This is a genomic window from Parcubacteria group bacterium (assembly GCA_016181765.1).
Lineage (GTDB): Bacteria > Patescibacteriota > Patescibacteriia > UBA2169 > UBA2169 > CG10-46-32.
Map to the genome: position 1 here is coordinate 26456 of JACOYR010000002.1, position 23295 is coordinate 49750.

Below are 23295 nucleotides of genomic sequence, written 5' to 3' on the forward strand. Positions count from 1 at the left end.
GCGACAACAACGGCCTCTCGCACAGTTGCGGGGGGCCTCTTTTTTTGTGACAAGCGCGCCCTACTGATACGTAAAAGAGACAGGCGAAGAATAATTTCCGCACACCAGATTGTTGCAGCCGCGAACTCGCGCCTGCACGCTGGCCAAACCCTCGGGTTCATAAGGTATTGCGTAAAATATATCAGCCGCGTCAATGGTAACCGGCGCGCCGTTGTCTTTGGTGATTTCAACTTCGTAAAAATCAGCCAAAGACACAGGAGGACCCCAATTCACCGTTACTTCATCGCCGAAAGCCGGTATTCCCGGCGCAAAACTGGAGATAACCGCCTGCATAGGCTTAAACGCAACAAACTGCGTTGCAGGCGGCCCGCACCCATCATCCGTGCAGGTGCGCGCCTGGAACAAGAGCGACTTCAAATTTTGATCCCCTATTATGATTAATGAGCGTTCATCCTCCCCCTGATGGGCTCCGCTGGGTTCAACCACTGTTGAACCATTGCTGAAATCTTTTTTTACCCTTACCTTATACCCCGTAATCCCGGTCTGGCTTGCGGGCGCATCCCATGCAAAGGTTACGCCCGCGCCTTGGCTGATATCGCCTGCCGGATCCGTGATGCGCAGATTTTCCGGCGGCATAATGCTCAAATCCAAATACTCAATCTGCAGAACCGGGGTATTGGGGTTATAGCTTGACCATGAATAGACACCCCAGTTGTCCTCCACGCGCACCTTGGGCGAAACAGGACCCGCTTTTTGGTACACGTGCGTAAACACGAACGGTTTATTATTGCACGCGGCCGGTTTCCTACCCCACTCTGGCAGTCCCTCGCCGCAGTCCCAGCGGTGGTTCTTGAAGTTGCCGGATATGGTTGTAATATCCTCGGGCGCAGCATTGGTGTTTCCGTCGCCGTCCGTATCCCCCACCCAGTCAATGGTGATCTTGCGCAAGGGAAGCTGTTCCCCGTTGAAGTTATATCCATAAAACTCAAGTCGCACTTCTTCGCCCACATACGCCTCAATGGAATTATTCGGCTCTCCGGATGCCTTGCCCGCGCCTGAATGGGCAATAGGCGTTCCATTGATGGAATACCGGCCGTAATTATTACTGATGCCGCAGTTGCTATTTATTGGCACATTCTTTTCATTGTCTTCTGGCTCATATCCGCGCTCACTCCGTCTTGCGGCCTGAATCACCGGGCACTGGCCAAATGTTGGATTAATTATTGCCGCATCGCCGACAACAGTACTGAATACCGGATTTAATGGATCACCATCTGGATATTCTGTATTCACATTTGTGGCGCTGCTGACGTATCTCGCCAACCCAGTGCTCCATTGCCACCACCTATATACCTTGGCAAAAATTTGCTTGAGGTACGTCATAGCGGTCCTGTTTGATATAGCATCAGTATCAACGCCCCCGATCCAAGTCGTCTCAATTGCGGGACTGTCGCTTGACGGCGGAACAATGCAACCCCCGGGACCTTTACAGCTGTACGGACTGCCGGCGCGCACCTGTCCTATGGAATCCTCCACATAGAGCGGCTGTACGCCCGGCTCCAGCGCCTTGGTTTCCCCGGTAAACTCATCTTTCTCTTCATCAAGCCGCGCATCCCATTTTGTTGGGTCGTAGATGGTCTCCGCGGGAGGCGTAATCGCGCCAAACGGCTTTGCGTCCTGAACAAACATAAAATCAGTCGTATATAATTCCTGGAACAATCCGCCATTATCCAACAAGTATTTAGTTGCCGCAATAAACCAATCCTTGCCGTTGCCCTGAATCCTGCCGGTCCATGCCTTGTTCTCTCCTTCTTCACCGGTCACAGCCACCACGTCTGTGCACCATTCGCGAAGCTGGAACTTAATCTGGAAGTCAACCCAGCCAGTATCATTGGTATTATCGCAGAATCCGCCTTCAAACCCAAGGAACTGGTACGGATTTATCGGACTTGCGTCGCCGCGTATACTGCCGGGAGGGAATGAAGGCGGTCCGTTGCCGCCAACATTGGTACCATTGACGTTAAACCCATCAACGCTGCCATCTGGCCCCGCAAACCGCGCGCGCAGGGCAAAAATGTTAGTATTATTACCGGAGCTGATAGGATCAGCCCCGCCCTCGCCGCAGTTGTCTGAATTCATGATTGGCAGCATAAACTTGTCCCACGAATACTCTCCGCCAAAATCGCAGTTTGCGTTCCGGGAGCCGCCGCACCACAAAGTGGTCCATCGGTTATCCCGAGTTTCGGGAAGCACGCCAAGACTGCTTCTGGCAGAGCCATCGCGGTTGATGATGAACTCTTCATTAGCCGTCGGCCAACCCGAATCTTGCTGTCTTTTAACCACTAGCTTGATTGCTTCAATATCATACTCGTAAAGCTTGCCGAGCGGGGATTGAGGCTTTACGGGAAACTGCAAGAGTCCGGTAGCAGATTGTTGACCTGCACCCGTCGCAGTATTTCCTTGCACCAACGGCCTGACAGGATGGTCTATACCTCCTCCTGACCCGCGCGTTCCATCCACTTTGCAAAAGTCGTTAGTTGCGCTGCACTCATAAAAATTAGCATCATACGCAACACGCCGGGCTTCTGGGTCCCCTCCTTCAGCAAGCGCCAGCACATACGTATTATCCCGCTCTTCCCCTGGTGTAATAAAGAACGTTGAGTTATCAATCCTATTCCCTTTCCCGGCTGCGCAGTAATACAGCGGCTGGCTCGCAACAAATCCGGCTTCCGGATGGTTCTCAAACACATTGGGCTTGCCCTGGACCACATCAACCGGCCACCAGGCAAGGCACGCAGAATTGCCGGATGGGTCAAGAACCGGAGAGCGCTCCAGGCAATAGCCGTACCAGCCCTGGTGCGAGGAAATCTGGCGCGTGTCAGCCGGGAGCGCGCGCTGGGACGCCTTGGGCAGATACACGGTCTGGTCCAGGGCATCCACTTTCTTGTAGGAGCACTGGCAGTTCTCCCCGCTCTCCTCGCACAAATTCAAATTCCTCAAGCGGGAGCTCTGGCCGAAATTTACGGGCTGTGAGTAGTTGGAACGCTCCTGGATTGAGCCGCGCGAGAACGGGGAATCCTGCTCCGGGTACCCGCGGCACTCAAGGCCCATGGCCCCGGCCCCAAGGTAGCCGAGCCGCGTGTCTGCGCCGGTTCCGCTCTCGGCCAGAACCTCAACCGGGTACTGGTTGGGCAGAGAGTAGCCCGAGTAGTCCCAGGCTCCGCTGTAAATGGTCTTGCCGCCGTCGTACCGACCCCGATACTCATCAAGGTCAAACACGGTTGCAACGCCGCCGTCTTTATACGCGGGCGGATAATCGCCGGAGAGCGGCGTAACCCACTTGACGCACGCGGTTCCTGATGGATTCATCTGCTGGCACCTGCCGAGATCGTAGGTGACGGTGCGCTCGGCCTGGGTGCTGGGTTCTTTGGCCTGGCTCGTGGTGGTCGGGGCGAGCCACTCCGCGCACTGCCGGGCCTGGGTTACGGAAAGCACGCCTGGCTCGGCGTCTGAAAACTTTGACTTCGGAATTGCGGCAGGATCATACTGGCCCGATGCCGAGGTAAAGTGCCCCTTGCTGAATTCAACACAACCCGCATCAACGCTCGGCCCTGTGCAATCTCCGGCGCTGACCTCATCAGCAATCCGGAATAAGGTTGTTGCCGCGCCTTCGGAAAGGTCGGAACGGGTTGGCTTGTACGCGGTGCAGGAGTTTGCTTCAGCCGGGCAAAGGGGCACATACCCGCCCGTGGTGTTGCATAAGGCATTGGGATCATCCGGCTGGACAAACCCGCCTTGCCCATTGGTTCCCGGGGCATCCGGATTCCAGGCGCAGAGCTTGTCCCCGGGGTCGCGGAAATAGTACGTGCCTCCGCTTGCGGCTGTAAACGCTTCGCACCACAATCCCTCCTGGTTGCACAAGCTGCCGTTGGCCCCGGTAAACTCATCCGGATCAACGCGCTTGTACGCAGCGCTCCAGTCGGCAACGGCTGTGTCCGGATCAGATCCTGCCGGAGGAGAACCCAAGGCAGTGCACCCTGCCGCGGACGCGGCAACTTTGTTGGCCGGATCAATGTACCGGTAGTTCACTGTGTCCGCGGGAACCGCGTGCCAGGCCGGGCTTGCTTCCGTGCCCATGCTGAATGCCTGGCTGTAGGGGTAGTCCGAGTTCCGGGTGTCAATCACCGCAGTGCAGGTCAAAGACCGCGCGTTTCCGAACAGCTTGTCAAACTCGGAAACATAGTAGGTGTTGCTCTTGTCATCGCGGTAGGCTTGGCAGGAGTTCCAGCGCGGAATGGTCCTATCAAGCGCCGGGTCGCCGTCCGGATCAGGGTTGTAGCATGCGTCCGGCTGATTGCCGCCCTGGGTTCTGGAAACAGTTGAGCTCTCAAGCCGGTAGTAGGTGTCCGGAATCTGCACCAGCTCCATATCATCAAGCAGCAGCGCGCCGCCCCCGACCGTGATGCGTAAAAACGCGGGCTCTTCATCGCGCGGCCAGTAGAGCGGGCCGAGCGCATAGTCGCGCCACTGCTCGGGCGCGATGATATTCGGGGGATCGCCCGCAACCGCGTTCGGACTGCCGGATCCGCGGAAAAACCACTCATCTCCGCCCCCTGCGGTGGTCAGGTGCGCTCCGGTAATCGCAACCCCGCCCAGGCTGGTTCCCTTTGCCACAAACCGCAATTCATACGTGTTGCCCGCAAAGGAACGCCCGGCAATGGCGTCCGCAAACGCCTGCATCATTGAGAGGCGGGCATCAAACAGCACGGACCGGCCCTGGTTCGCGGCCGTATCGCTTGAAAGTCCGACATTGGGAATATCCCACTGGCTGGCATCTTGGTAGTCGTCCAATTCCCCTTCAAACGGCTCGGTGAACAGGGACCGCACCACGTTCGCCCGCTTGCCCTTGTACTCGCGGCATCCGACCGCGGCGGATGAGCACTGGTTCGCCTCGCTCGGGATAAAGTACCAGGATTCCTGCACTCCGCCCGCTTCCGCGGCGCGCCGAAACTGGGTGCACTGGCCGGAAGCGGTTACAATCTTGTTGGCATCGCGCCGGTACTCAACCCCGTTTTCATCTGAAATAAACGTGCGGCACAGCGTACCCTGCTCATCGTCGCTGCACACCGGCGAACCGCCGGCTTGGTCCTGGCATGAGGCGCTGGCCGGGTCAACCGCGCCCTGGCGCGCTCCCTGCGGAAACACGGCGCACGGGCCTCCTGAATGTACATCTTTCAACAACTGCCATGTCTTAAGATTGTTCCCTTCCCAGGTATAGAACGTGGCAGTGTTCGGATTGGCGTCAAGCACGCAGGATTCAATGCGGTTGAAGTAGGCGCGCGCCTCGGTTTGCGCATTGGTAAACGCCTCGCACCCGACCTGCTCCCGGGTGCAGCTTTGGGCCTGGTTCGGTATGAACTGCGCCCGAGTGGGCCGCGTGTTCGGGTCAACAAGCCTCTCAATGGGGGTTGGCATGGCAAGCAGGGTGTCAAACCCGTTGCACGCCGCCGCGCACAAGCCGTTCGCGGTCAGGCGCGCGTACCTCGCGGATCCGCCCGCAACCGGAGTGTACGGCCGGGCGCTTGTTTCTTCGGCAGTGCACTCGCCTGCGTCCGCAAACACGCTCTTGTTCTCGGTTCCATACGCCTTGTATGCGGTAGTCGGGGATGCAACGTTAAAAGAACCGCTCACCGGAACCGTGTTCAGCGTTGCAATACCTTTTTGTGATGCGATTGCTACCGTTGCAATGGCATCTGCCCCTTGCTGAAGCTTTATTTCCTCAAGCTGGATGTCATCGTACAGCGCCCGATTTTTGAGGTGAATAACAACGCGCGTTTGGTTCGCGCTGTAGAACGTTGCCGCAAACCGCGAACCTTGGTATGTTCCCAGGTTTGGAACGGCCAAAGTAAGGGTGTTGGATTCGGCAAAGCTGTAATCCGGGAATGAGACGCTCTTCAGGGGCCCGCTTGCGCTGACCTCAATGATTGCATCAAGAACGGCTGCGTCATTCGGATTCGGGAACGCGAAAAACGAGAACGTGTAATAGGTATAGGGCTTGATAGTGATTTCCTGCGATGCGTCACTCGGCGCAATCGCGCCGGCTCCGGGCACATATATGACATTCAAATCCTCTCCGTTCAAATTCCAGCCACCTTCTTCGGGTGCCGGAGGAACAAGCGAACCGATGGAGCCGATTCCCGAAGGCCTTGCGCTAAACAACTCTTCATCAAACCCCGGGTTCTTGATGTAGTTGACTCCCGGGACCAGTGGAATCACCTCCTGGCTTTCTGCTTGGGATGCGCTACAGGACTGGGCGTTGTTGTTCAAATAAATCTTTTTGCTCTGGTCCCACGCATCTCCGCTCGGCTTGGTGCTGTACCACTTGCATCCGGCGGCCTGGGCCGTGCACCCCGCATTATCCACGTATGCGGTTAATAGATTAAGGGGCTTGGGCGAGGTAAAGCTCTGGCAGGTCGCGTACTGGGGTTCGCACGATTGGCCGGTAAGCTGCCAGGTAACGCGCTCCCGCGTGCAGTACCCAAATCCGCCGGTGCAGTTTCCGTTCGCATCTTCGTTCAAACAGCTTGCCAGGTCAACGCACACGCTCTGCCGGTTCGGGGACTGGGCGTGCTCCGGCAAAGAGCTGTACGCGAGCGCCCGGCACTCGGCCTGGGGCAAGGCGAGCACCCACGCCGGATCAACTAAATGGGAAATGCTCTGGCCGCCTTCGGGGCACCCCTCGGCGCCAGCCGGGACGTCAAAACAATCAAGCAATTTCTTGAACGGAACAGCCTGGGATCCCAAACGGCTTGCCGCAAGCTCCCATCCCAGGGGAACCACGCGCAAGAACCGCAAGCGCTTGAGGTTTTCCTCGGAGAGGTTGGGCTGGCTTGCAACGTGGGCCTGGGGGAACAGCGTGTCTCCCGGAATCATGCCCTGCTCCACTGCCTGTGCCACGGTAAGCTTCTGCTCCACAGCCTGTTTGAACCCGTCCGAGAGCAAACAGTTGTACGGAGACTGGTACACGTTCGGGTCCTCCGAAGCCGGGCAGATGCTCATATCTGAAATCAGATTAACGGAGCCGCCGGAAATCCCGAACGACGGCGGCTCGCCGAACACGTTCTTAAACGACGCCTGGGAAACCGCGGCAGTGGACCCCAAACCCCCGGGACCCCGGCCGCCGGTCCTGGCAATGTTCCCGCGCAACAGCCCCCTCTGGAGCCTGCGCAAATAGGTCTGCGCGAACGTGTTCGCGAAAATCGCGGCCGCGTCCACAAATATGTCTCCGGTGGGCTGTACGTCCTGCTTTAAAGCTTTCTCGGTGGCCTGTTTTTGTGTCTCGGTCACCTGGAACGAAGGCGTGACAGTCACGCCGGTAATCAAATCTTTGACTGCCTTTGGCACTTCTCCGGCGCGCTCTATCTTTTCCTGCTCTATCTGCTTCTGCTTCTCTTTTTGCACGTTCTCGCGCAATACCAAAAACGCTCCCAGCTCATTGCGGTCAAGCTCAAATCCCTTGGAAAGATTCTTAAAAGCCTGCTTCTGGTTTGCGAATGCGGCGCCGAAATTGCCCGTGATATCCGAAAGGCTGCATCCGGTCTTTCCTAAATCACCGGATGTGGCAAGGCCAGGGCGATCCGGAAACAAATCAATATCCTGGATTGATTTTGAAACGCCAATGGTCAGCTTCAAACGGGACTGCACGCTTTGCGGGCTGCACAAGTTGATGGGCAGGCCCTGGGACACGTTCACCAGAAACGTTCCCGCGATTTGGTCGCCAATATCCGTAAGCGCGTCCCCCAGGGGCTGCTGGAACACGAGCGGCTTTTTGCCTTTGTCCCCGCTCGCAAGCCAGACCGCGCTGTCCTGCGCCAGGCGGTAGGTAATGAAGCGCAATGCCGAGTGGAACGCGACCGAACCCACGACTTTCTTGATGCGACTAAAAATGCTTTCCGTTTTACGCGGCACATCTTCAACCGTAACAACAGGAATCACCGCGTGGCTGGGCGCAACACTCCCAACAAACATAAAAACCATCACTGACAGCGCCAGTAGTATCCGCGCTCCTCTGGGTTGGTTCCGCCTCTTCGGCGGATATATTTTGTGTGTATGCATGCTTCCTTGTCATTGCGAGCCCGTCTCCTTGGCGGGCGAAGCAATCCTATCGTCGCTACAGGGCTTGCGCCTGACGTATCCTCTTTCTTAATATTTTTTTCTCCGGATTTTTCAAAAAATTCTTTCTGGATACAACCGATCGCCCCAGCCTCTTTTCCAGCTTTTTTCTGGCTCCGCCGGCAATATCCCCGCCAGCTTTGGCGTCGGCTTTAAGTTTTGGCATGCCTTGCGAATCCTCGGTGCGGTGGATTTCGGTAGTGGCACGCTCGCCCAGCATATTAAAAATCAATTCAAAATCATCCATATGGTCGCGCAGATTCTGCCGTTTGAGGCCCTTGAGCTTTTTGTACTGGCTCGGCGTGATGCCAAACGCGGCTTTGGAAATCTCGGCGGTTAAAATTTCGTAATCCTTCTGCTCCTGCGCGCCCCGCTTCTGCCATTCATCCGTCAACTCCTCGCGGATGGCAATGCCCCGCATCCGCTTTTCAATCCAATCATCGCTGTAGCCCTTGAGTTTGTAAAGCATCCTTGTCCGTTTAGTGGCCAGTTCCGGATTTTCTATCTCTTGCAAACGCTCATAGCCGACCTTGGCCAGCCAGCGCTTAAACGGTTCGGCTTTGGGAGAGGGAATAGACTGAATGAGCCGAAATATACCCTCCGTATTCCAGCAATACATTTTTTGCCTTCCTCCGCCAGTTCCCATTTCCAGCATAAGGGGTGGTACAAATTGTACCCCCCCTTGGTCAGTAAGTTTTGCCAACTCATCATCTCTCTGCTTTAATCTTTTAAAATATTGAGCCGGATCATTAGAATCTGTCAGTGACTCAATAACATCATTAACCACAAACCACCACTCGTTGTTATAAAGTGTTTTCCTGATCTGCTTGCCTTTGAATAAGGCGATTTTGGTTTGCGTGTATGACATGCTTCCTCGCGAAATTAAGATTGCTTCGGCCTTGAATACAAGGCCTCGCAATGACATTATGGCGTTTGTTGTTCCTCCGCAACTTCCTGGAACAGTTGCACCAAATCTTCGTCCGAAGTTCCGGCAAGCTGGTCTTCCGGAATGCCGGAATCGCGCAAGAGCGCGCGGATCTGTTCGGCAGTGGGAATGCCCCCGGCCTCAAGCGCATCCAGGGCAGCCTGGGACTCCGGAGAAAAATCCGTTGCTTCCGGCGAACCTTGCCCTGCTTCTGCCGAAGCCCCCAGCTCGGCTGCGGTGAGCTCTTCCTGGATGCCCTCAAGCGTATTAATGATGTCGCTGCCGCATACCCTGCCCGCGGGGCAGACCGGATCCGTGCCAAGGGCAACTTCTTCCGAATCCGTTGCCCCGTCCGAATCCGAATCAGCAAGATACGGCGAGGTTTTGTGCACGTTCAGCTCGCTCCAGTCATCAAGCCCGTCTTCGTCCGTATCAATCACCCGGAGCCGCGCATCATCAAACGCGGCGGCGCTGGTTGCGGCATTGGATTCCTGGGTTCCCACGTTCACAATCTTGATCTTTTGGTTGATGCTCGCCGCCCCGAAAAACACCGCAGTTGCCGCAAACACCCAGAACCCTATTTTAATCAATTTGTCGTGCATGTGAGTGGATGTATTATATCACAAAACACTATGTTTTTCCTAGAGCCCCCACAAGGCGAATCCAATCCGGAATTGAGAGCTCCTGGGCTCGTGCGGTTTCGGGCAGTTTTGATTGCTTGAGCGCCTTCTTAATGGCGTCTTGCGGCAGTGATAAGCCTGCGGCCAGGTTGTTGCGCAGTTGTTTCCGCGGACTTGCAAAACCAATGTGGCTAATCTGCCAGAATCGCTTCTCATCAATTACCTTCCCCTCCTTTATTAAGGAGGGGATTAAGGGGTGGTTCGGTATTGCGCTGACATCGTCTATCACCAAAAGCGCGGAATCAACCCGGGGCTCGGGCCAAAACGCTTCCCGCGGGACATTAAACGCGATAGAGGGCTTGGCGTACAGCTGAACCGATAATCCGAGCAAGCTTAAATCCCCGGGCGCGGCGCATACGCGTTCCGCAACTTCTTTCTGCACCAAAAGCACCAAGCCCGCGGGCTTCGGCAATTCAGATGACACGAACTTCTTGATGATGCGGCCGGTAATGTGGTACGGAATGTTTGAAACAACGCGGTACGGCTCCTTGTTAAACCACGCCGCAATTTCTTGGTTTGAGAATGAGAGTATGTCGCCCTGGATAACGCGCACTGGCTTTGATGCGCCAAACTCGTTTGAGAGGTAGTGTGCGAGCTTTCTATCAAATTCAACCGCAACAACATTCGCCCCGCGACCGGCCAGCGCGCGCGTTAACACCCCGAATCCGGGCCCGATTTCAAGAATGTTCTCATTTTTTTTGGGTGCAGCGGCTATAATGATGCGTTCAAGAACTTTCTCATCAACCAAAAAATGCTGGCCCGAATCAGGGGAAGGCCGCACGCCCAGCTTCTCTGCCAGTGTCTGCGGGTTCGGCATAGGTTAGCGCCGTAAAAGCCGGATCGGTTCGTACTTGATGAGCGAATACAAGAGCGTCATAAGAGCCGCGATGATGAAGAGTGCCCTGAACGATTCCGGAAACCGCCAAAACACGACGAGTGATGCGAGTATTGCCAGAATCTTGCCCACAATCAGGGACATTTCAAAAAAGATCACGGTCTTCATGATGCTCGTCTGGTTTGCGTGGTCATAGGTTTCCGCCATCATGGGAATCACCACCACGTTCTTGGTGGTCCTGCCCAGGGCGTCCGTTGCGAACACGCCGAACACTCCTGCCACCCACAGGCGCAAGAGCCACACCAGAGAGCTGAACATCGCGCCCGCCTTGAGAATAGCCCTGCGGCCTCCCCGGTCCCCGTCCACCATGCGCCCCACGTACAACAGCACCACGGTTGTGGCAAGCGTGGATAGCGCAACCACGGACCCGATTTCAAAAAAGTTGGTAAGTATGGTGTAGATGAACACCGGCCAGATCACCATCACAATGAGCTCTTCACCGAACCCCAGGTACCCGATGAAATTCCTGCGGTTCTCGCGGTAAAAAAGCCTCCGGAAACTATGGAAGTATGAGAACGGCACCGGCGTAAACCGCTCCGGAGTCGCGAGCAGGGGCAAATTGGAGGCAAGGATGATGATGGTTGCGGCCGCGAACAGCGCCTTGAATCCCCATGCCGCGAGCAGGGCGCCGCCGAGGAGCGGCCCGGCAATGGACATGATCATGGTTGCGAGGAGCAAGTTGGAAAGCTCGCGCCCGCGTTCGCTCCCCCTCCCGAACCGCGCAAAGTCCGCAAGGTACCCGGGCCAGTAGAACATTTTCTGCACCACGAACGCGGCAATGGCAAGCCCGACAAACGCCGGGTTCTGGGGGATGAGGAAGAGGAAGATGTAGTAGAGCGCCAAAAACGGGCTCCCCACCAAGATGGCCTTCTCGTACCCGAACCTGCGCGCGAATTTCGCGCCCAGAGGGATGAACGCCAGATACAGCGCGTACACCGCAAGGTAGAAGAGCAGTATCTGCCGGAGCGAAAACCCGAGCTGGTACAGGTAGATGGGCTCAAAAATCGCGACCATGGCCGCGGCGAACGTCACAATGGAAACCGAAAGGTAGAGCTCCCGCACCTGGTACGAAAGCCGGGTCGCAAAAAAGGTTTTAACGGTTGCAAGCGGCTTGAAACTTGGCATTTTGTTTTATGTCATTGCGAGGCCGAAGGCCGAAGCAATCTTATCAACGCGCTAAAGCATGCAATACACATACTCAAAATCGTTGATAGGATTGCTTCACTTCGTTCGCAATGACAACTTTATCGCCCCTTCGCGGAGCACCGTTACGTTATTATCCCATACTTTTACGAAGGTTGAAACTCTTTTTTGGGGCAACGGGCCTTCGTCAACCACGCAATCAATGAGTGTGAACGCATCGCCGAGCGATTGTTGAACCGCTTCCACCGCATAGCAGCTCGGCTCGCCTGCCCTGTTCGCTGATGTTGAGACCAGGGGGGCGCCGAGCGCTTTGGAAAGTTCGCGCGCGGTACTGTTATCCGGAACGCGGATGGCGATGCATCCGTCTTTGACAGCCAGCGGAGCAAGCCCCTGCTTTTTCGCGGGTAGCACGAGCGTCAATGGTCCGGGCCAGTGTGCGGCCGCGAGCTCCTCCGCTTTTCCGGAAAATTCTGCCCAGGCTCTGGCCATATCAGCATCAGCCGCAATCAAGGGCAATGTCTTTGACTCTTCGCGGCCTTTTATCCGAAAAATCTTTTTCACGGCATCCTCATTCGTGGCATCGCACCCCAAAGCATACGCCGTGTCAGTGGGGTACACAATCACTCCCCCATTTTTCAAAACTGAAACTGCATCTGTCATATTTTAATCGTCATGCTGGAGCCATGTACTCATGGCGATAGCATCTCCGCGACTGACAGACAAGATTCTATCCTATCGCTACGCTCCAGGATGACGCGGCGAGTACGCCTCCAGAATGACGCAAAGTCATCCCGCAACAAAATTAACCAGCTTACCCTTCACAAACACAGCCCTGGCAACCGCCTTCCCTTCCAAATGTTTCTTGACGTTCGCGAGCGCCAAGGCTTTCTTCGTGACTTCACCTTCATCCGCGCCCGCACGTATGACGACATTCCCGCGCAGCTTGCCATTCACCTGCACCGCATAGTTGATTTCATCCTGCGCCAAAAGCAGAACGTCAACCTCGGGCCACTTCTCTTTTTCAATCACCTCCTTGTGCCCGAGCATCTCCCACAGCTCATTGGTGATGTGCGGGGCAAACGGCGACAGAACTTTGAGGAACGTTTCCCAGTGATGCGCGCTGATGCGCTCGTGCTTGTACACCAGATTGATGAAAATCATGAACTGCGCAACAGCCGTGTTGAATCCGAACGACTGGATGTCGTCTTCTGTTTTTTTTACGGTCCTGGCAAGCTCGCGGCCAACAATGAGCTCTTGTTCTCTGTTCAGGTAAACAGTATCCACAAACGCGTGGCTGTTCCACACGCGCTCCAAAAATCTCCGCACCCCCACAATGCCGTTCGTGTCCCAGGGCTTGGCATCCTCCAATGGCCCCATGAACATCTCGTACATGCGCATCGTATCCGCGCCGAACCGCGCTATCACGTCATCCGGGTTAATCACGTTGCCGCGGGACTTGGACATCTTCTGCCCGTCCGGCCCTAAAATAAGGCCCTGGTTGCGCAGCTTTAAGAACGGCTCTTCAAAATTAAGATAACCCAAATCATGCAAAGCCATGGCGATAAACCGGCTATACAAAAGATGCATTACCGCGTGCTCTGCGCCACCGACATACGTATCAACCGGCAACCAGGCTTTGATCTTTTTCTTGTCCGCAAACTCTTTTTGATTCTTTGGGTCCGTGTACCGCAGAAAGTACCACGAAGAATCCACAAACGTGTCCATGGTGTCTGATTCTCTTCGCGCCGGTGACTCACAGTTTGGACATTTCACGTCATGGAAAGACTTTGACCGCGCCAAAGGCGACTCCCCTTTTGGCAGGAAGTCAACATCATCCGGCAGAGTGACGGGTAAATTTTCTTCTTTCACGGGCTGTTCGCCGCACTTGTCGCAGTAGATGATGGGAATGGGCGCGCCCCAATATCTTTGGCGAGATATCAGCCAATCACGCAACTTGTACTGGATGGTCAGCCTGCCTTTGACCGCATCAGTGATTTTCCATTTTGCTTCTTCGGATGAATCTCCTGAAAATGTATCAGAATTGATCAAGACTCCGGACCCGACGTATGCCTCTTCTTTTTTGTCCCCATCGGTAAAGTCCGCATCAGTAATCACTTGCCTGATGGGCAAACCATATTTTTTCGCAAACTCATAATCGCGCTCATCATGCGCTGGTACCGCCATAATAGCGCCAGTGCCGTATGTGGCCAAAACGTAATCCGCAATCCACACCGGAATCTCTTCTTTGGTTCCCGGATTGATGGCAGCTACGCCTTTCAGCTCAACGCCGGTTTTCTCTTTTGCCAGATCCGTGCGCTCCAACTGGCTCTTGCCGGAGGCGGCTTTGACGTACTGCTGCACTTCATCCCAATTTTCAATTTGACCCTTCAGCTCGCGGATGAGCGCGTGCTCCGGCGCAAGCACCATGTACGTTGCCCCGAACAAGGTATCCGGCCGCGTGGTAAATACCTTAATTTTTGATGACGAACCCTTGACCTCAAACTCCAGTTCCGCACCCTCGCTTTTGCCGATCCAGTTCCGCTGCATGTGTCTAATAGGCTCTGGCCAATCTAACTTTTCCAAATTTAACAGTAAGCGTTCCGGATACGAGCCGTTCTTTCCTTTGGGGTCTGTTCCCGTAACATTAAAAAACCACTGCTCCAGATTTTTCTGGATGACTTCAGAACTGCACCGCTCGCAGTTGCCGTCTATCACCTGCTCGTTGGCCAGGACTGTTTGGCAATCAGGGCACCAGTTCACGGGCGCTTCCTTTTTGTACGCAAGCCCCGCGTGGTACAGCTGTAAAAACAGCCACTGGGTCCATCGGTAGTAATCCGGGGATGATGTGGAAAGCTCCCGCGACCAGTCATACGAAAATCCAAGCGACTTGATCTGGCGCGTAAAAGTTTTGATGTTTTGTTCCGTGCTCTCGCGGGGGTGCACCTTGCTCTTGATGGCGTAGTTTTCCGCGGGCAATCCGAACGCGTCCCAGCCCATGGGGTGCAAGACCTCATGCCCGTTCATGCGCACATACCGCGCATAGATGTCCGTGGCCGTGTACCCCTCCGGGTGGCCCACGTGCAAGCCAGCTCCTGACGGATACGGAAACATGTCCAGAATGTACTTCTTTTTACCGGCTTTCGGCTTATCCGATGCCGCAAAAACAGCGTCCTGTTCCCAGCGCTCCTGCCACTTTGACTCAATTGCGTTATGGTTGTATGCTCCCATAGTTATAAAGGGTATTAAACCCTGTGTTAGCTCCTCGGCTCGGAAATGAAAAGAGTACTTTTCATTTCACTCGCTCTACGTCGCTAATGAAGGTAGCATATCGGTTTTTTACCCAAAAATCAATGCATTTCCACCCGCTGGGTAACATTTACCCGTATAATGCGGTATAATGCGCATATGGCATTGAAACACGGAAACAGTTACCTGCGCATGCGCCAGCCCTCACGCAATGCGCTGCTCGCCAAAAAAAACGCAGTGCTCCTGCTTGGACTGGCAAGCAGCCTGGTGGTGCTCGCCCTAAAAATCATCGGGGGCGCAGTTTGGGTATTAAAATTCCTGGCAACGAAAACGTTCCGCATCCTGGTGCGTTTCTTTGGGCTGCCCGTGTACCGGGCGTTTAAGTCCGCGGAAGCGAAATTCGCGCATAGCGTCGGCTATGCGCGCGGCGAGTTCGGCGAAAACTTCAGCCGCAACGTGGTGCTCTACGGGGGGCTGATTGTGCTCTCATTGTTTGCGGCAGTCTCAAACCTCAAAGCGCGCGAACTCCGGCCCGAGGAAGTCGGAAGAAACTCGGGCATGTACGAGCTCCTGGTGGCGCAGGGCGACTATGAGCTGTACGTGGAAGAGAGCCTCTCGGAATCAGACTCGGGCGCGCTACGGACAACGGCTCCGGAACGCGCTCTCTCGGAAATAGGAGTGCAGAGCACCGTGGCCCCGACCGGCGAGCTTGCCGACACCGAGGATACCGCGCTGGTTTCGGGAACCGGGGACGCGCTCATCAAGCCGGATCTTCCGGGAACCGACGTAACGCCCAAGCCGCGCGACTCAATCATCACGTACGCGGTGCAGGACGGGGATACGATTTCACAAATCGCGGAGCGCTTCAACCTCAACACCAACACTATTCTCTGGGCGAACAACATAGGGCCCCGCGACTTCATCCGCCCGGGCCAGGAGCTCGTGATACTGCCGGTTTCGGGAGTAACGCACACGGTCAGCCGCGGGGATACGCTCAATGCCATCGCAAGCAGATACCGCGCCAAAGCAGAAGACATCCTGGAGATCAACAAGCTTGGCAGCGCTTCCGAATTGGTGATCGGCGCAAAGATCGTGGTGCCGGACGGCATTCCTCCTGCGCCGGCGCGCCCTGCCGCGGCCCCGTCGTCCGGACTCGCGGACCTCGGGAGCATCTTTAAGCCGGCTCCGGCTGCGGCCGGAGCCTTCAACTGGCCCACCACGGCCCGCCGCATTACCCAATACTTCCGCGGCTGGCGGCACACGGGAATTGACATAGGCAACAAGACCGGCCAGCCCGTGTATGCGGCTGATGACGGCGTGGTCACCACCTCGGGCTGGAACTCGGGCGGGTACGGGTACTACGTCATCATTGACCACGGCAACGGCATCCAAACCCTGTACGCGCACAACAGTAAAAATGGGGTTTCGGTCGGAGACCGCGTGAGCAAGGGAGGCGTGATTGCAGCCATCGGCTCAACCGGCCGCTCAACCGGGCCGCACGTGCACTTTGAGGTGCGCGTCAATGGCACCCGCGTCAATCCGCTAGACTACCTCTAGTCGTCCTTGGGCCGGTACTGCAGGGCCTCGGCAATGTGCGCGGCGGTGATTTCGGGTTCGCCCCCAAGGTCCGCAATAGTGCGGCTCACTTTGAGCACGCGGTGGAATCCGCGCGCCGAAAGGTGCAGCATATCAACCGCCTGCCGGATGAGGCTGCGGGATGGCGCGTCCAGCACGCACAGCTGCCGCACCAGCCGTGCCTCCATCTCGCTGTTTGAAATCACGTTGAACGGCTTCAAGCGCTCAAGTTGTATGCCGCGGGCGCGGTTCACGCGCTCGCGGATGAGCGCGGACGTTTCCAAGCCGCGCGCTTCCAGTTTTTCAAACGAAACGCGCGGCACGTCCACATGCAGATCAATCCTATCCGCGATGGGGCCGGATATTTTTGTGCGGTATCTGACAATTTGCGACTGCGTGCACACGCACGCGCGCTCGGAATCACCCAAAAACCCGCACGGGCACGGGTTGAACGAGGCAACCAGTATGAAGCGGGCCGGAAACGTAACGCTCCCCTGCGCGCGCGAAACTGTTATGCGCCCGTCCTCAAGCGGCTGGCGCAGGTTTTCCAAAACGCTCCGCGAGAACTCCGCGAATTCATCCAAAAAAAGGACGCCGCGGTGCGCCAGGCTTATTTCTCCAGGCCGCGGGAACGCCCCGCCCCCGACCAGGGCAATGCCGGACGCGGTGTGGTGGGGGCTGCGGAACGGGCGGACCGAAACGAGCGGCGTGTCCGGGGGGAGCGCGCCCGCAATGCTGTAAATTTTCGTAACCTCAAGCTGTTCGGGAAACGTCAGATCCGGCAGAATCGTGACCATGGCGGAAGAGAGCATGGTTTTGCCGCTCCCGGGCGGGCCGGACATGGCGATGTTGTGCGAGCCGGCCGCGGCAATCTCCAGGGCGCGCTTTGCGTGCTCCTGGCCCGCAATGTCGGCCATGTCAATGGAGTGCGCCTGCTCTGCGCGCTCTGCAGGCTCAAGCTTCTCAACCGGGATGATTGTCTGCTGCCCGTTGAGGTGGACAACGAGCTGTGAGAGTGTTGCAACGGGCATGATGCGTATGCCGGAAACCACGCTCGCCTCGCGCGCGTTCGCCGAGGGAATATAGAGGTGCTCGTAGCCCGCATCCCGCGCCCAGATGGCAATGGGGAGCATGCCGCGGCCCGGGCGCAGGCCCCCGTCCAGCGCAAGCTCGCCGACAAACAAGGAACGCGAGAGGTCGCCGCGGATCTGTTCCGTAGAAAACAGGATGCCGACTGCAATGGGCAGATCGTAGGACGCGCCCTCTTTTTTTAAATCAGCCGGGGCAAGGTTGACAACCACGCGCTTTGCGTACGGATAGAGGAAGCCGGAATTGCGGATGGCCGTGGGAATGCGCTGGCGCGATTCGGAAACTGCGGTGTCCGGCAATCCCACCACAATAAACATGGGGTACCCGCGCGACACATCCACCTCAATGGTGATCTTTTCGCCGGAGAGCCCTATCACCGCGCACGAGAGGACATTAGTGAGCATAGCGCTTGCCGGGAACCGCGAGCAGTGCGGCCCCGAGAACCACGAGCGCGTCCGCAATGTTGAACGCTCCGCCAAAAGGAACGGCCAGGTAATCAACCACGCCGCCGTAGAACAGGCGGTCAATGGCGTTTGAGAGCGCGCCAATAGCCACAAGCCCGAGCGGGCCTGCCGCCGAGGGGTGGGCACGTTTTGTGTACAGTGCGGCTCCGAGGACCGCAATGGCGGGAACCATGATCCAGAGTACTGCGGCATTGGGGACCGGCAGGCTCCACGCAAAAAATTCGTTTAGGGAGAGCCGCAGGCCGAACGCGGAATCAAAAACAAAAACCCCGCGCCCGAGCGCCGGGCTTCCCAGGGCATACTGCTTCAGCGCCCGATCAAGCGCAAATCCCAAAACCGCGAGCGTGGTGATGGCGCTACGGCTCCTCATGGCGTGATATCGGTTTCCGCGGCAGGATTTGCGCGGAGCCGATTCTCTCGGATGGGCTTGCCCGTCCGAGCGTCCATGCCATAGGCGCCCTTCTCAATGCGGAGGAGGGCTGCGTTGACCGCCTCAAGCTCGTGCTCAAGCTCTTCCACTACGTCGAGGTTGGTTTCGGTCTGCGCGTACTCGGCGGCATTGGACTCCTCATCATCCCCGTACTCCTGGTACGCGGTTTTGTAATCCGAAGAGTCTGGCCCCTTTCTGGCGCCGCGTGAAGACAAATCAGCTTCAAGCTGGTCTTTCTTGGCAAGCAGAGCCTGTTTTTGCTCTTTAATGAATGACGTGCTCAACGGTGTAGCGCTCATAGTATGGGAATTATAGCATACAATCGCCTCCTGAAACAAAAAAACAGGCCATACGCCTGCATCATTCGCCCCTCCCCAAAGAATTTCGTGGAGGGCGCACAGTGCGCCTCTGTTATATGAATAACTAGGACATGTGCGCCCCCTGATGGCTGTTTGTGGCAGCTGAGGAACGCACTATGAGCGCGCTCTTCAACATTTTGCTTTCAAGCAGCCCTACGTTTAGGGCACGGATCCGACTTAAGGTGCCAGTTCTCTACCGTCTATGTGGTTGCGTCCATCTGTGTATGGGCGAACCGCACTTTTTTTTGTTTTTGTTTCCCGGCCAGACACCGTTTGTTTTTGTTTTTGTTTTTGAATTGGAGGTCGGTCTCCAATGTTAAAGTTCAAGAAAGTAGAGAACATATACATTGTAGCATACCTAAACGCAAAAGTCAATCATCCTCGTTCGGGGACTCTATTCGCCTGCAAGTTGAGCGCAGCCAAAAATTCCAAATTCAGGAGATTCAGTGATGGTGATGCTCGTAACAGGCTGAAGCGCGGGAAAAATATTGGATAGAAAGCCGCCGGAAAGGCGGACGCTTCCGGTTGAGGGGCCGCCCAATGAGCAGGACCCAATACCGGCTGATGCGCGAGTGCCCGAAAGCAGGGACATGTCATTCGTCAGTACCCTTCCCAAGCCAGGAATCACGCCCGTGGCCAATCCGCGCGGCTCGCCTACTCCCCGGAGCTCTTTTAATGGAAACTCGCGGCCTTCGTAGGGCGCCGAAACCTGCTCCCATAGAAAATCACCAATATCAGCCCGCAATTCAACCATGCTCGTGCCGTCCGCAAGCGGGATTTCTTTGGCAAGCGGGTGCGCCACCGCAAAGAGCGTCTCCGCAATAGGCCCAACCAGGTCTTCGGGCACGCTTTCACTTACAAGCACAATCCAGGATGGCTTGCTTGGAGCGCCGGTTTCCGGATATCTTAAGAGAAAAACAAGCTCGGAACCGGCCAGCGCGGAAAGCAGGGACTGGGTATCAATATGGTAAAAGGCCCCTAAAAGCTCCTCTACGCTGCGTACGCCATCCTGCAGGTTTCCGGAAAGCCCGGAAAACCACGCACCCTGCAATGAGCCTGCATCTGCCGCGTACACAGCCACGTCCCCGCTGAATTGCCCGTACAGCGCATACAAGGGGCTTGCGGAAGCGCTTGACAAATCTGTTCTGCCGCTCTTTTGAGCTGCTCGTTGCGATGAAAAAGTTATTTTTCCTGGGGAATAGTAAAAGTCAAGTACCCCGGGAAGATCTGCTCCTTGGAGTAAAAGCCGGATGGCGGGGTGGCTTGCAATCACGCCCTGGTTTTCGCGGGAAACAGCGATTGTTCCCATGCTCCCCTTGGGCGGCGCGGAAAGTGTTTGCGCGAGCGGTGCTGTAGGCTCTGCGCCAAGTTCCGATGCCACAGATGCGCTGGTTGCAATATACAGCCTTCCATCCCGCATAAACCACACCCATTCCGGGCTTTTGCGCGCCCACAATCCCCCTGCCGGACCGACACCGGGGTAGATTGCGCCCTCCTGGGGCTCGGAAACGCCCGAAACAGCAGCCCACGTTTCCGCCTCTGCAAGGGTTCCGGCAAGCACGAGCTCCCCGCTCTTAAGTTCCGCAAACTCAAGAGTCCCGGAAAACAAGCTTTGTACTTCCTTGAATGGCCTGTTGTCCCAGGAGAGCACGTCAATCCGGGAAACGAGATCGCGCACCGGATCTGTTGGGAGCGCTGTGCGCTTCCATAAGAGCGCGCGATCGTACCAGTAGGAACCCGCGCCGAGGTCCGCGCTCGCGTAGAACGGAGTTGCGGCCGGAAGCGCGCGCGCCAACGGGCGGGCGCGCCCGTGCGCAGACCAAAACAGCGCCCCTGCAACAAGCGCCGCGGCAACTGCCGCGTACCCGGCAAGCCGCAGCCGGCTCGTACGCGGCGATTTGGTGGCCAGCACGCTCTGGCCGATGCCCAAACCTCCGATGCGCTGTTTCAGTTCGTTGTCATACCTCTGGTACATGCCCCTATTCTAGCACGCATGCCGCTATCCCAAAAGCGCCCGCAGGACCTGCGGGCGCTTTCTTATCACTGAACACAATTTGTGTACGGTGTTTGGACTGCCACTGCTAGCTACCTCGGGCGGAATGGCCGGCCGCGGCCAGGCGGCCCGCCTCTGCGGCCTTCGTGGCCGCCGCCAAAACCCGCGCCTCGGGGCCGGGGCTCTTTGGTCACGCCCTGCACTTTGAGGTTGATTCTCCCCTGCTCATCAATCTCCATAACTTCAACAGCAAGCGCATCGCCGACTTTAACAACATCTTCCACGCGGTCAACGCGCCCTTGCGCAAGGTTTGAAATGTGCACCAAGCCTTCCTTGCCCGGAAGCACTTCCACGAACGCGCCGAAGTCCATGATGCGCGTAACTGTGCCCTCGTACTTCTCTCCAGCTTCCACATCGTGCGTCAAGTTCTTGATCCATTCTTCGGCTTTGGCTGCTCCCTCCGGGGTTTCGGACGTAATCATCACTAGGCCGTCATCATCAATGTCAATCTCAACTCCGCACGCGTCAATGATTTCGTTGATGGTCTTGCCGCCCGAGCCGATGACAAGGCGGATCTTGTCCGGATTGATGGACAAACTGGTGATGCGCGGCGCGTACTGCGAGAGCTCGTTCGGCTGTGCGATGACCGCTTCAATCTTATCAAGAATTTCCAGGCGGGCTGTTTTTGCCTGCGCGAGCGTTTCTTGTATGATCTGGTTGGTGAGCCCCTGTGTCTTCGTATCAAGCTGGATGGCTGTAATGCCGTCCCGCGTTCCCGCGACCTTGAAGTCCATGCCGCCGAGCCCGTCTTCCAAATCCTGCAAGTCCGTGAGGATCTTGTAGTTGCCCTCATCATCCGAAGCCAAGCCCATGGCAATGCCCGAAACCGGCTTTTTGATGGGAACTCCGGCATCCAAAAGCGCGAGCGTTGAGCCGCACACCGAACCCATGGAACTGGATCCGTTTGAACCCAGGACTTCCGATACCACGCGGATGGTGTACGGAAACTCTTCTTTGGGCGGCAGCATGGGGACAATGGCTTTCTCGGCCAGGGCGCCGTGCCCGATTTCCCTGCGCCCAGGGCCGCGCAAGGGTCCTGCTTCCCCGACTGAAAACGGCGGGAAATTGTAGTGGTGGAAGTAGCGCTTCTTGGTGTCATTCTCCTCAAGGGTGTCAAGGATCTGTTCCGAACCCGGCGAATCCAGGGTTGCAACCGAAAGAATCTGGGTCTCTCCGCGGGAGAACAATCCGGAACCGTGCGTGCGCGCCAGCAGGCCCGCTTCCAGAGTAATGGGCCGGATTTCATCCAACGCCCGTCCGTCAACGCGTTTTCCTTCTTTAAGAATGGCAACGCTCACGCTGCGCTCAATGAACTTGGACGCGGCAGCCGCCCCGATCTTGCGCTTTTCCTTGCCCACCTGAAGCGTACGCAAGCGCTCTTCCAGTTGTTCCAAGAGCCCTGCCACGGCCTGCTTGCGCGAACTCTTGGTCTCCTTGGGGCCAGTAAACAGCACGCCATTGATGCGCTCGGCAACGAACTGCTCCGCTTCCTTGGCCGGGTCAATGCCGGATCCGTCGTCTTCCGTGGCAAGCGCCTCGGGCTCCTTGAACTTCTCAAGCCCGATTTCGCCCTGCATCTTGGAAAACAAATCAGTGAGTACACCCAACTGCTTTTGCGCATACCCAACGCCTTCATACACAAGATCTTCGCCCGCCTCTTTGGCGTCAGCCTCAATCATGAGCGTCTTTTCCGCAGTCCCGGCAACCACCAGGTTCAGCTCTGATTCGCGGCGCGCCGCATAGGACGGGTTGACCGCCCACTCGCCGGCCGCGCTTGATACGCGCACCGCGGCAATGGGCCCCTTCCACGGCACGTCGGAAATGGAGAGCGCGGCCGAGGCCGCATTCAAGCCCACGATGTCCGGATCATTCTCCTTGTCAAACGAGAGCACGGTCAGAATAACCTGCACGTCGTTCTTGAGCCACTTCGGGAACAGGGGCCGCACGGCGCGGTCCACGAGCCGGGCAGAGAGGATGGCCTCGTCAGTGGGCCGTCCCTCGTGCTTAACGAACCGCGAGCCCTTGATCTTTCCGGCTGCATACAGCTTTTCTTCGTAGTCAACCATTAAAGGAAAGTAGCCAATGTCTTCCCGCGGCTCCCCGGGCATCACCACTGTGGCGAGCACCTCGGTGCCGCCGAAGCGCGCCAAAACGCTCGCATTGGCCTGCAAGGCGAGCTTGCCCGTCTTAAACACGAATTCACCTCCGTTCACTGATACGGTATACTGTTTCTCTTCCATAAAAACTCCTCGGCAGTGGAGGCC

At 56.7% G+C, this 23295-nt stretch carries 13 protein-coding genes; 1 reads left to right on the forward strand and 12 read right to left on the reverse strand.

Going from position 1 to position 23295, the window contains the following annotated elements:
- Positions 1–60: 60 nt before the first annotated feature.
- From HYT31_02000 to HYT31_02030, 7 genes are all read right to left on the reverse strand, one after another.
- Complete coding sequence (locus tag HYT31_02000; protein ID MBI2050555.1) at positions 61–8115, reverse strand: fibronectin type III domain-containing protein; 8055 nt, start codon at positions 8113–8115, stop codon at positions 61–63.
- Positions 8116–8170: 55 nt separating this feature from the next.
- Positions 8171–9040 carry a Bro-N domain-containing protein gene (locus tag HYT31_02005; GenBank protein ID MBI2050556.1) on the reverse strand — a complete coding sequence of 290 codons (870 nt, stop codon included), beginning with the start codon at positions 9038–9040 and terminating at the stop codon, positions 8171–8173.
- 56 nt (positions 9041–9096) lie between these two features.
- Positions 9097–9699: a hypothetical protein gene (locus HYT31_02010; protein ID MBI2050557.1), complete on the reverse strand. Its 603-nt coding sequence runs from the start codon at positions 9697–9699 to the stop codon at positions 9097–9099.
- A 28-nt stretch (positions 9700–9727) separates the two neighbouring features.
- On the reverse strand, positions 9728–10594 hold the full coding sequence (gene rsmA, locus HYT31_02015) for a ribosomal RNA small subunit methyltransferase A (protein ID MBI2050558.1): 867 nt from the start codon (positions 10592–10594) through the stop codon (positions 9728–9730).
- A 3-nt stretch (positions 10595–10597) separates the two neighbouring features.
- Positions 10598–11797: an MFS transporter gene (locus HYT31_02020; protein MBI2050559.1), complete on the reverse strand. Its 1200-nt coding sequence runs from the start codon at positions 11795–11797 to the stop codon at positions 10598–10600.
- Between the two features lie 96 nt (positions 11798–11893).
- Positions 11894–12475, reverse strand: a complete 582-nt coding sequence (locus HYT31_02025; GenBank protein MBI2050560.1) for a threonylcarbamoyl-AMP synthase — start codon at positions 12473–12475, stop codon at positions 11894–11896.
- A 126-nt stretch (positions 12476–12601) separates the two neighbouring features.
- On the reverse strand, positions 12602–15043 hold the full coding sequence (locus tag HYT31_02030; GenBank protein MBI2050561.1) for a leucine--tRNA ligase: 2442 nt from the start codon (positions 15041–15043) through the stop codon (positions 12602–12604).
- A 177-nt stretch (positions 15044–15220) separates the two neighbouring features.
- Here HYT31_02030 and HYT31_02035 point away from each other — a divergent pair, with 177 nt between their 5' ends.
- Complete coding sequence (locus HYT31_02035; protein MBI2050562.1) at positions 15221–16618, forward strand: M23 family metallopeptidase; 1398 nt, start codon at positions 15221–15223, stop codon at positions 16616–16618.
- Here HYT31_02035 and HYT31_02040 read toward each other — a convergent pair.
- The 5 genes from HYT31_02040 to HYT31_02060 form a co-directional block, all read right to left on the reverse strand.
- The gene (locus HYT31_02040; protein ID MBI2050563.1) at positions 16615–18129 is read right to left on the reverse strand and encodes a YifB family Mg chelatase-like AAA ATPase; all 1515 of its coding nucleotides are present in this window, start codon (positions 18127–18129) and stop codon (positions 16615–16617) included. The genes HYT31_02035 and HYT31_02040 overlap by 4 nt on opposite strands.
- Positions 18119–18559 (reverse strand): signal peptidase II, encoded by a 441-nt coding sequence (locus HYT31_02045; protein MBI2050564.1) that lies wholly within the window; start codon positions 18557–18559, stop codon positions 18119–18121. The genes HYT31_02040 and HYT31_02045 overlap by 11 nt, the downstream gene beginning before the upstream one ends.
- A complete protein-coding gene (locus HYT31_02050) occupies positions 18556–18918 on the reverse strand; it encodes a hypothetical protein (GenBank protein ID MBI2050565.1) in 363 nt (120 codons plus the stop codon). The genes HYT31_02045 and HYT31_02050 overlap by 4 nt, the downstream gene beginning before the upstream one ends.
- A gap of 454 nt (positions 18919–19372) precedes the next feature.
- Entirely contained in the window at positions 19373–20953 is a 1581-nt protein-coding gene (locus tag HYT31_02055) for a hypothetical protein (protein MBI2050566.1), read from the reverse strand.
- Positions 20954–21063: 110 nt separating this feature from the next.
- Positions 21064–23271 (reverse strand): polyribonucleotide nucleotidyltransferase, encoded by a 2208-nt coding sequence (locus tag HYT31_02060; GenBank protein ID MBI2050567.1) that lies wholly within the window; start codon positions 23269–23271, stop codon positions 21064–21066.
- Positions 23272–23295: the final 24 nt, after the last annotated feature.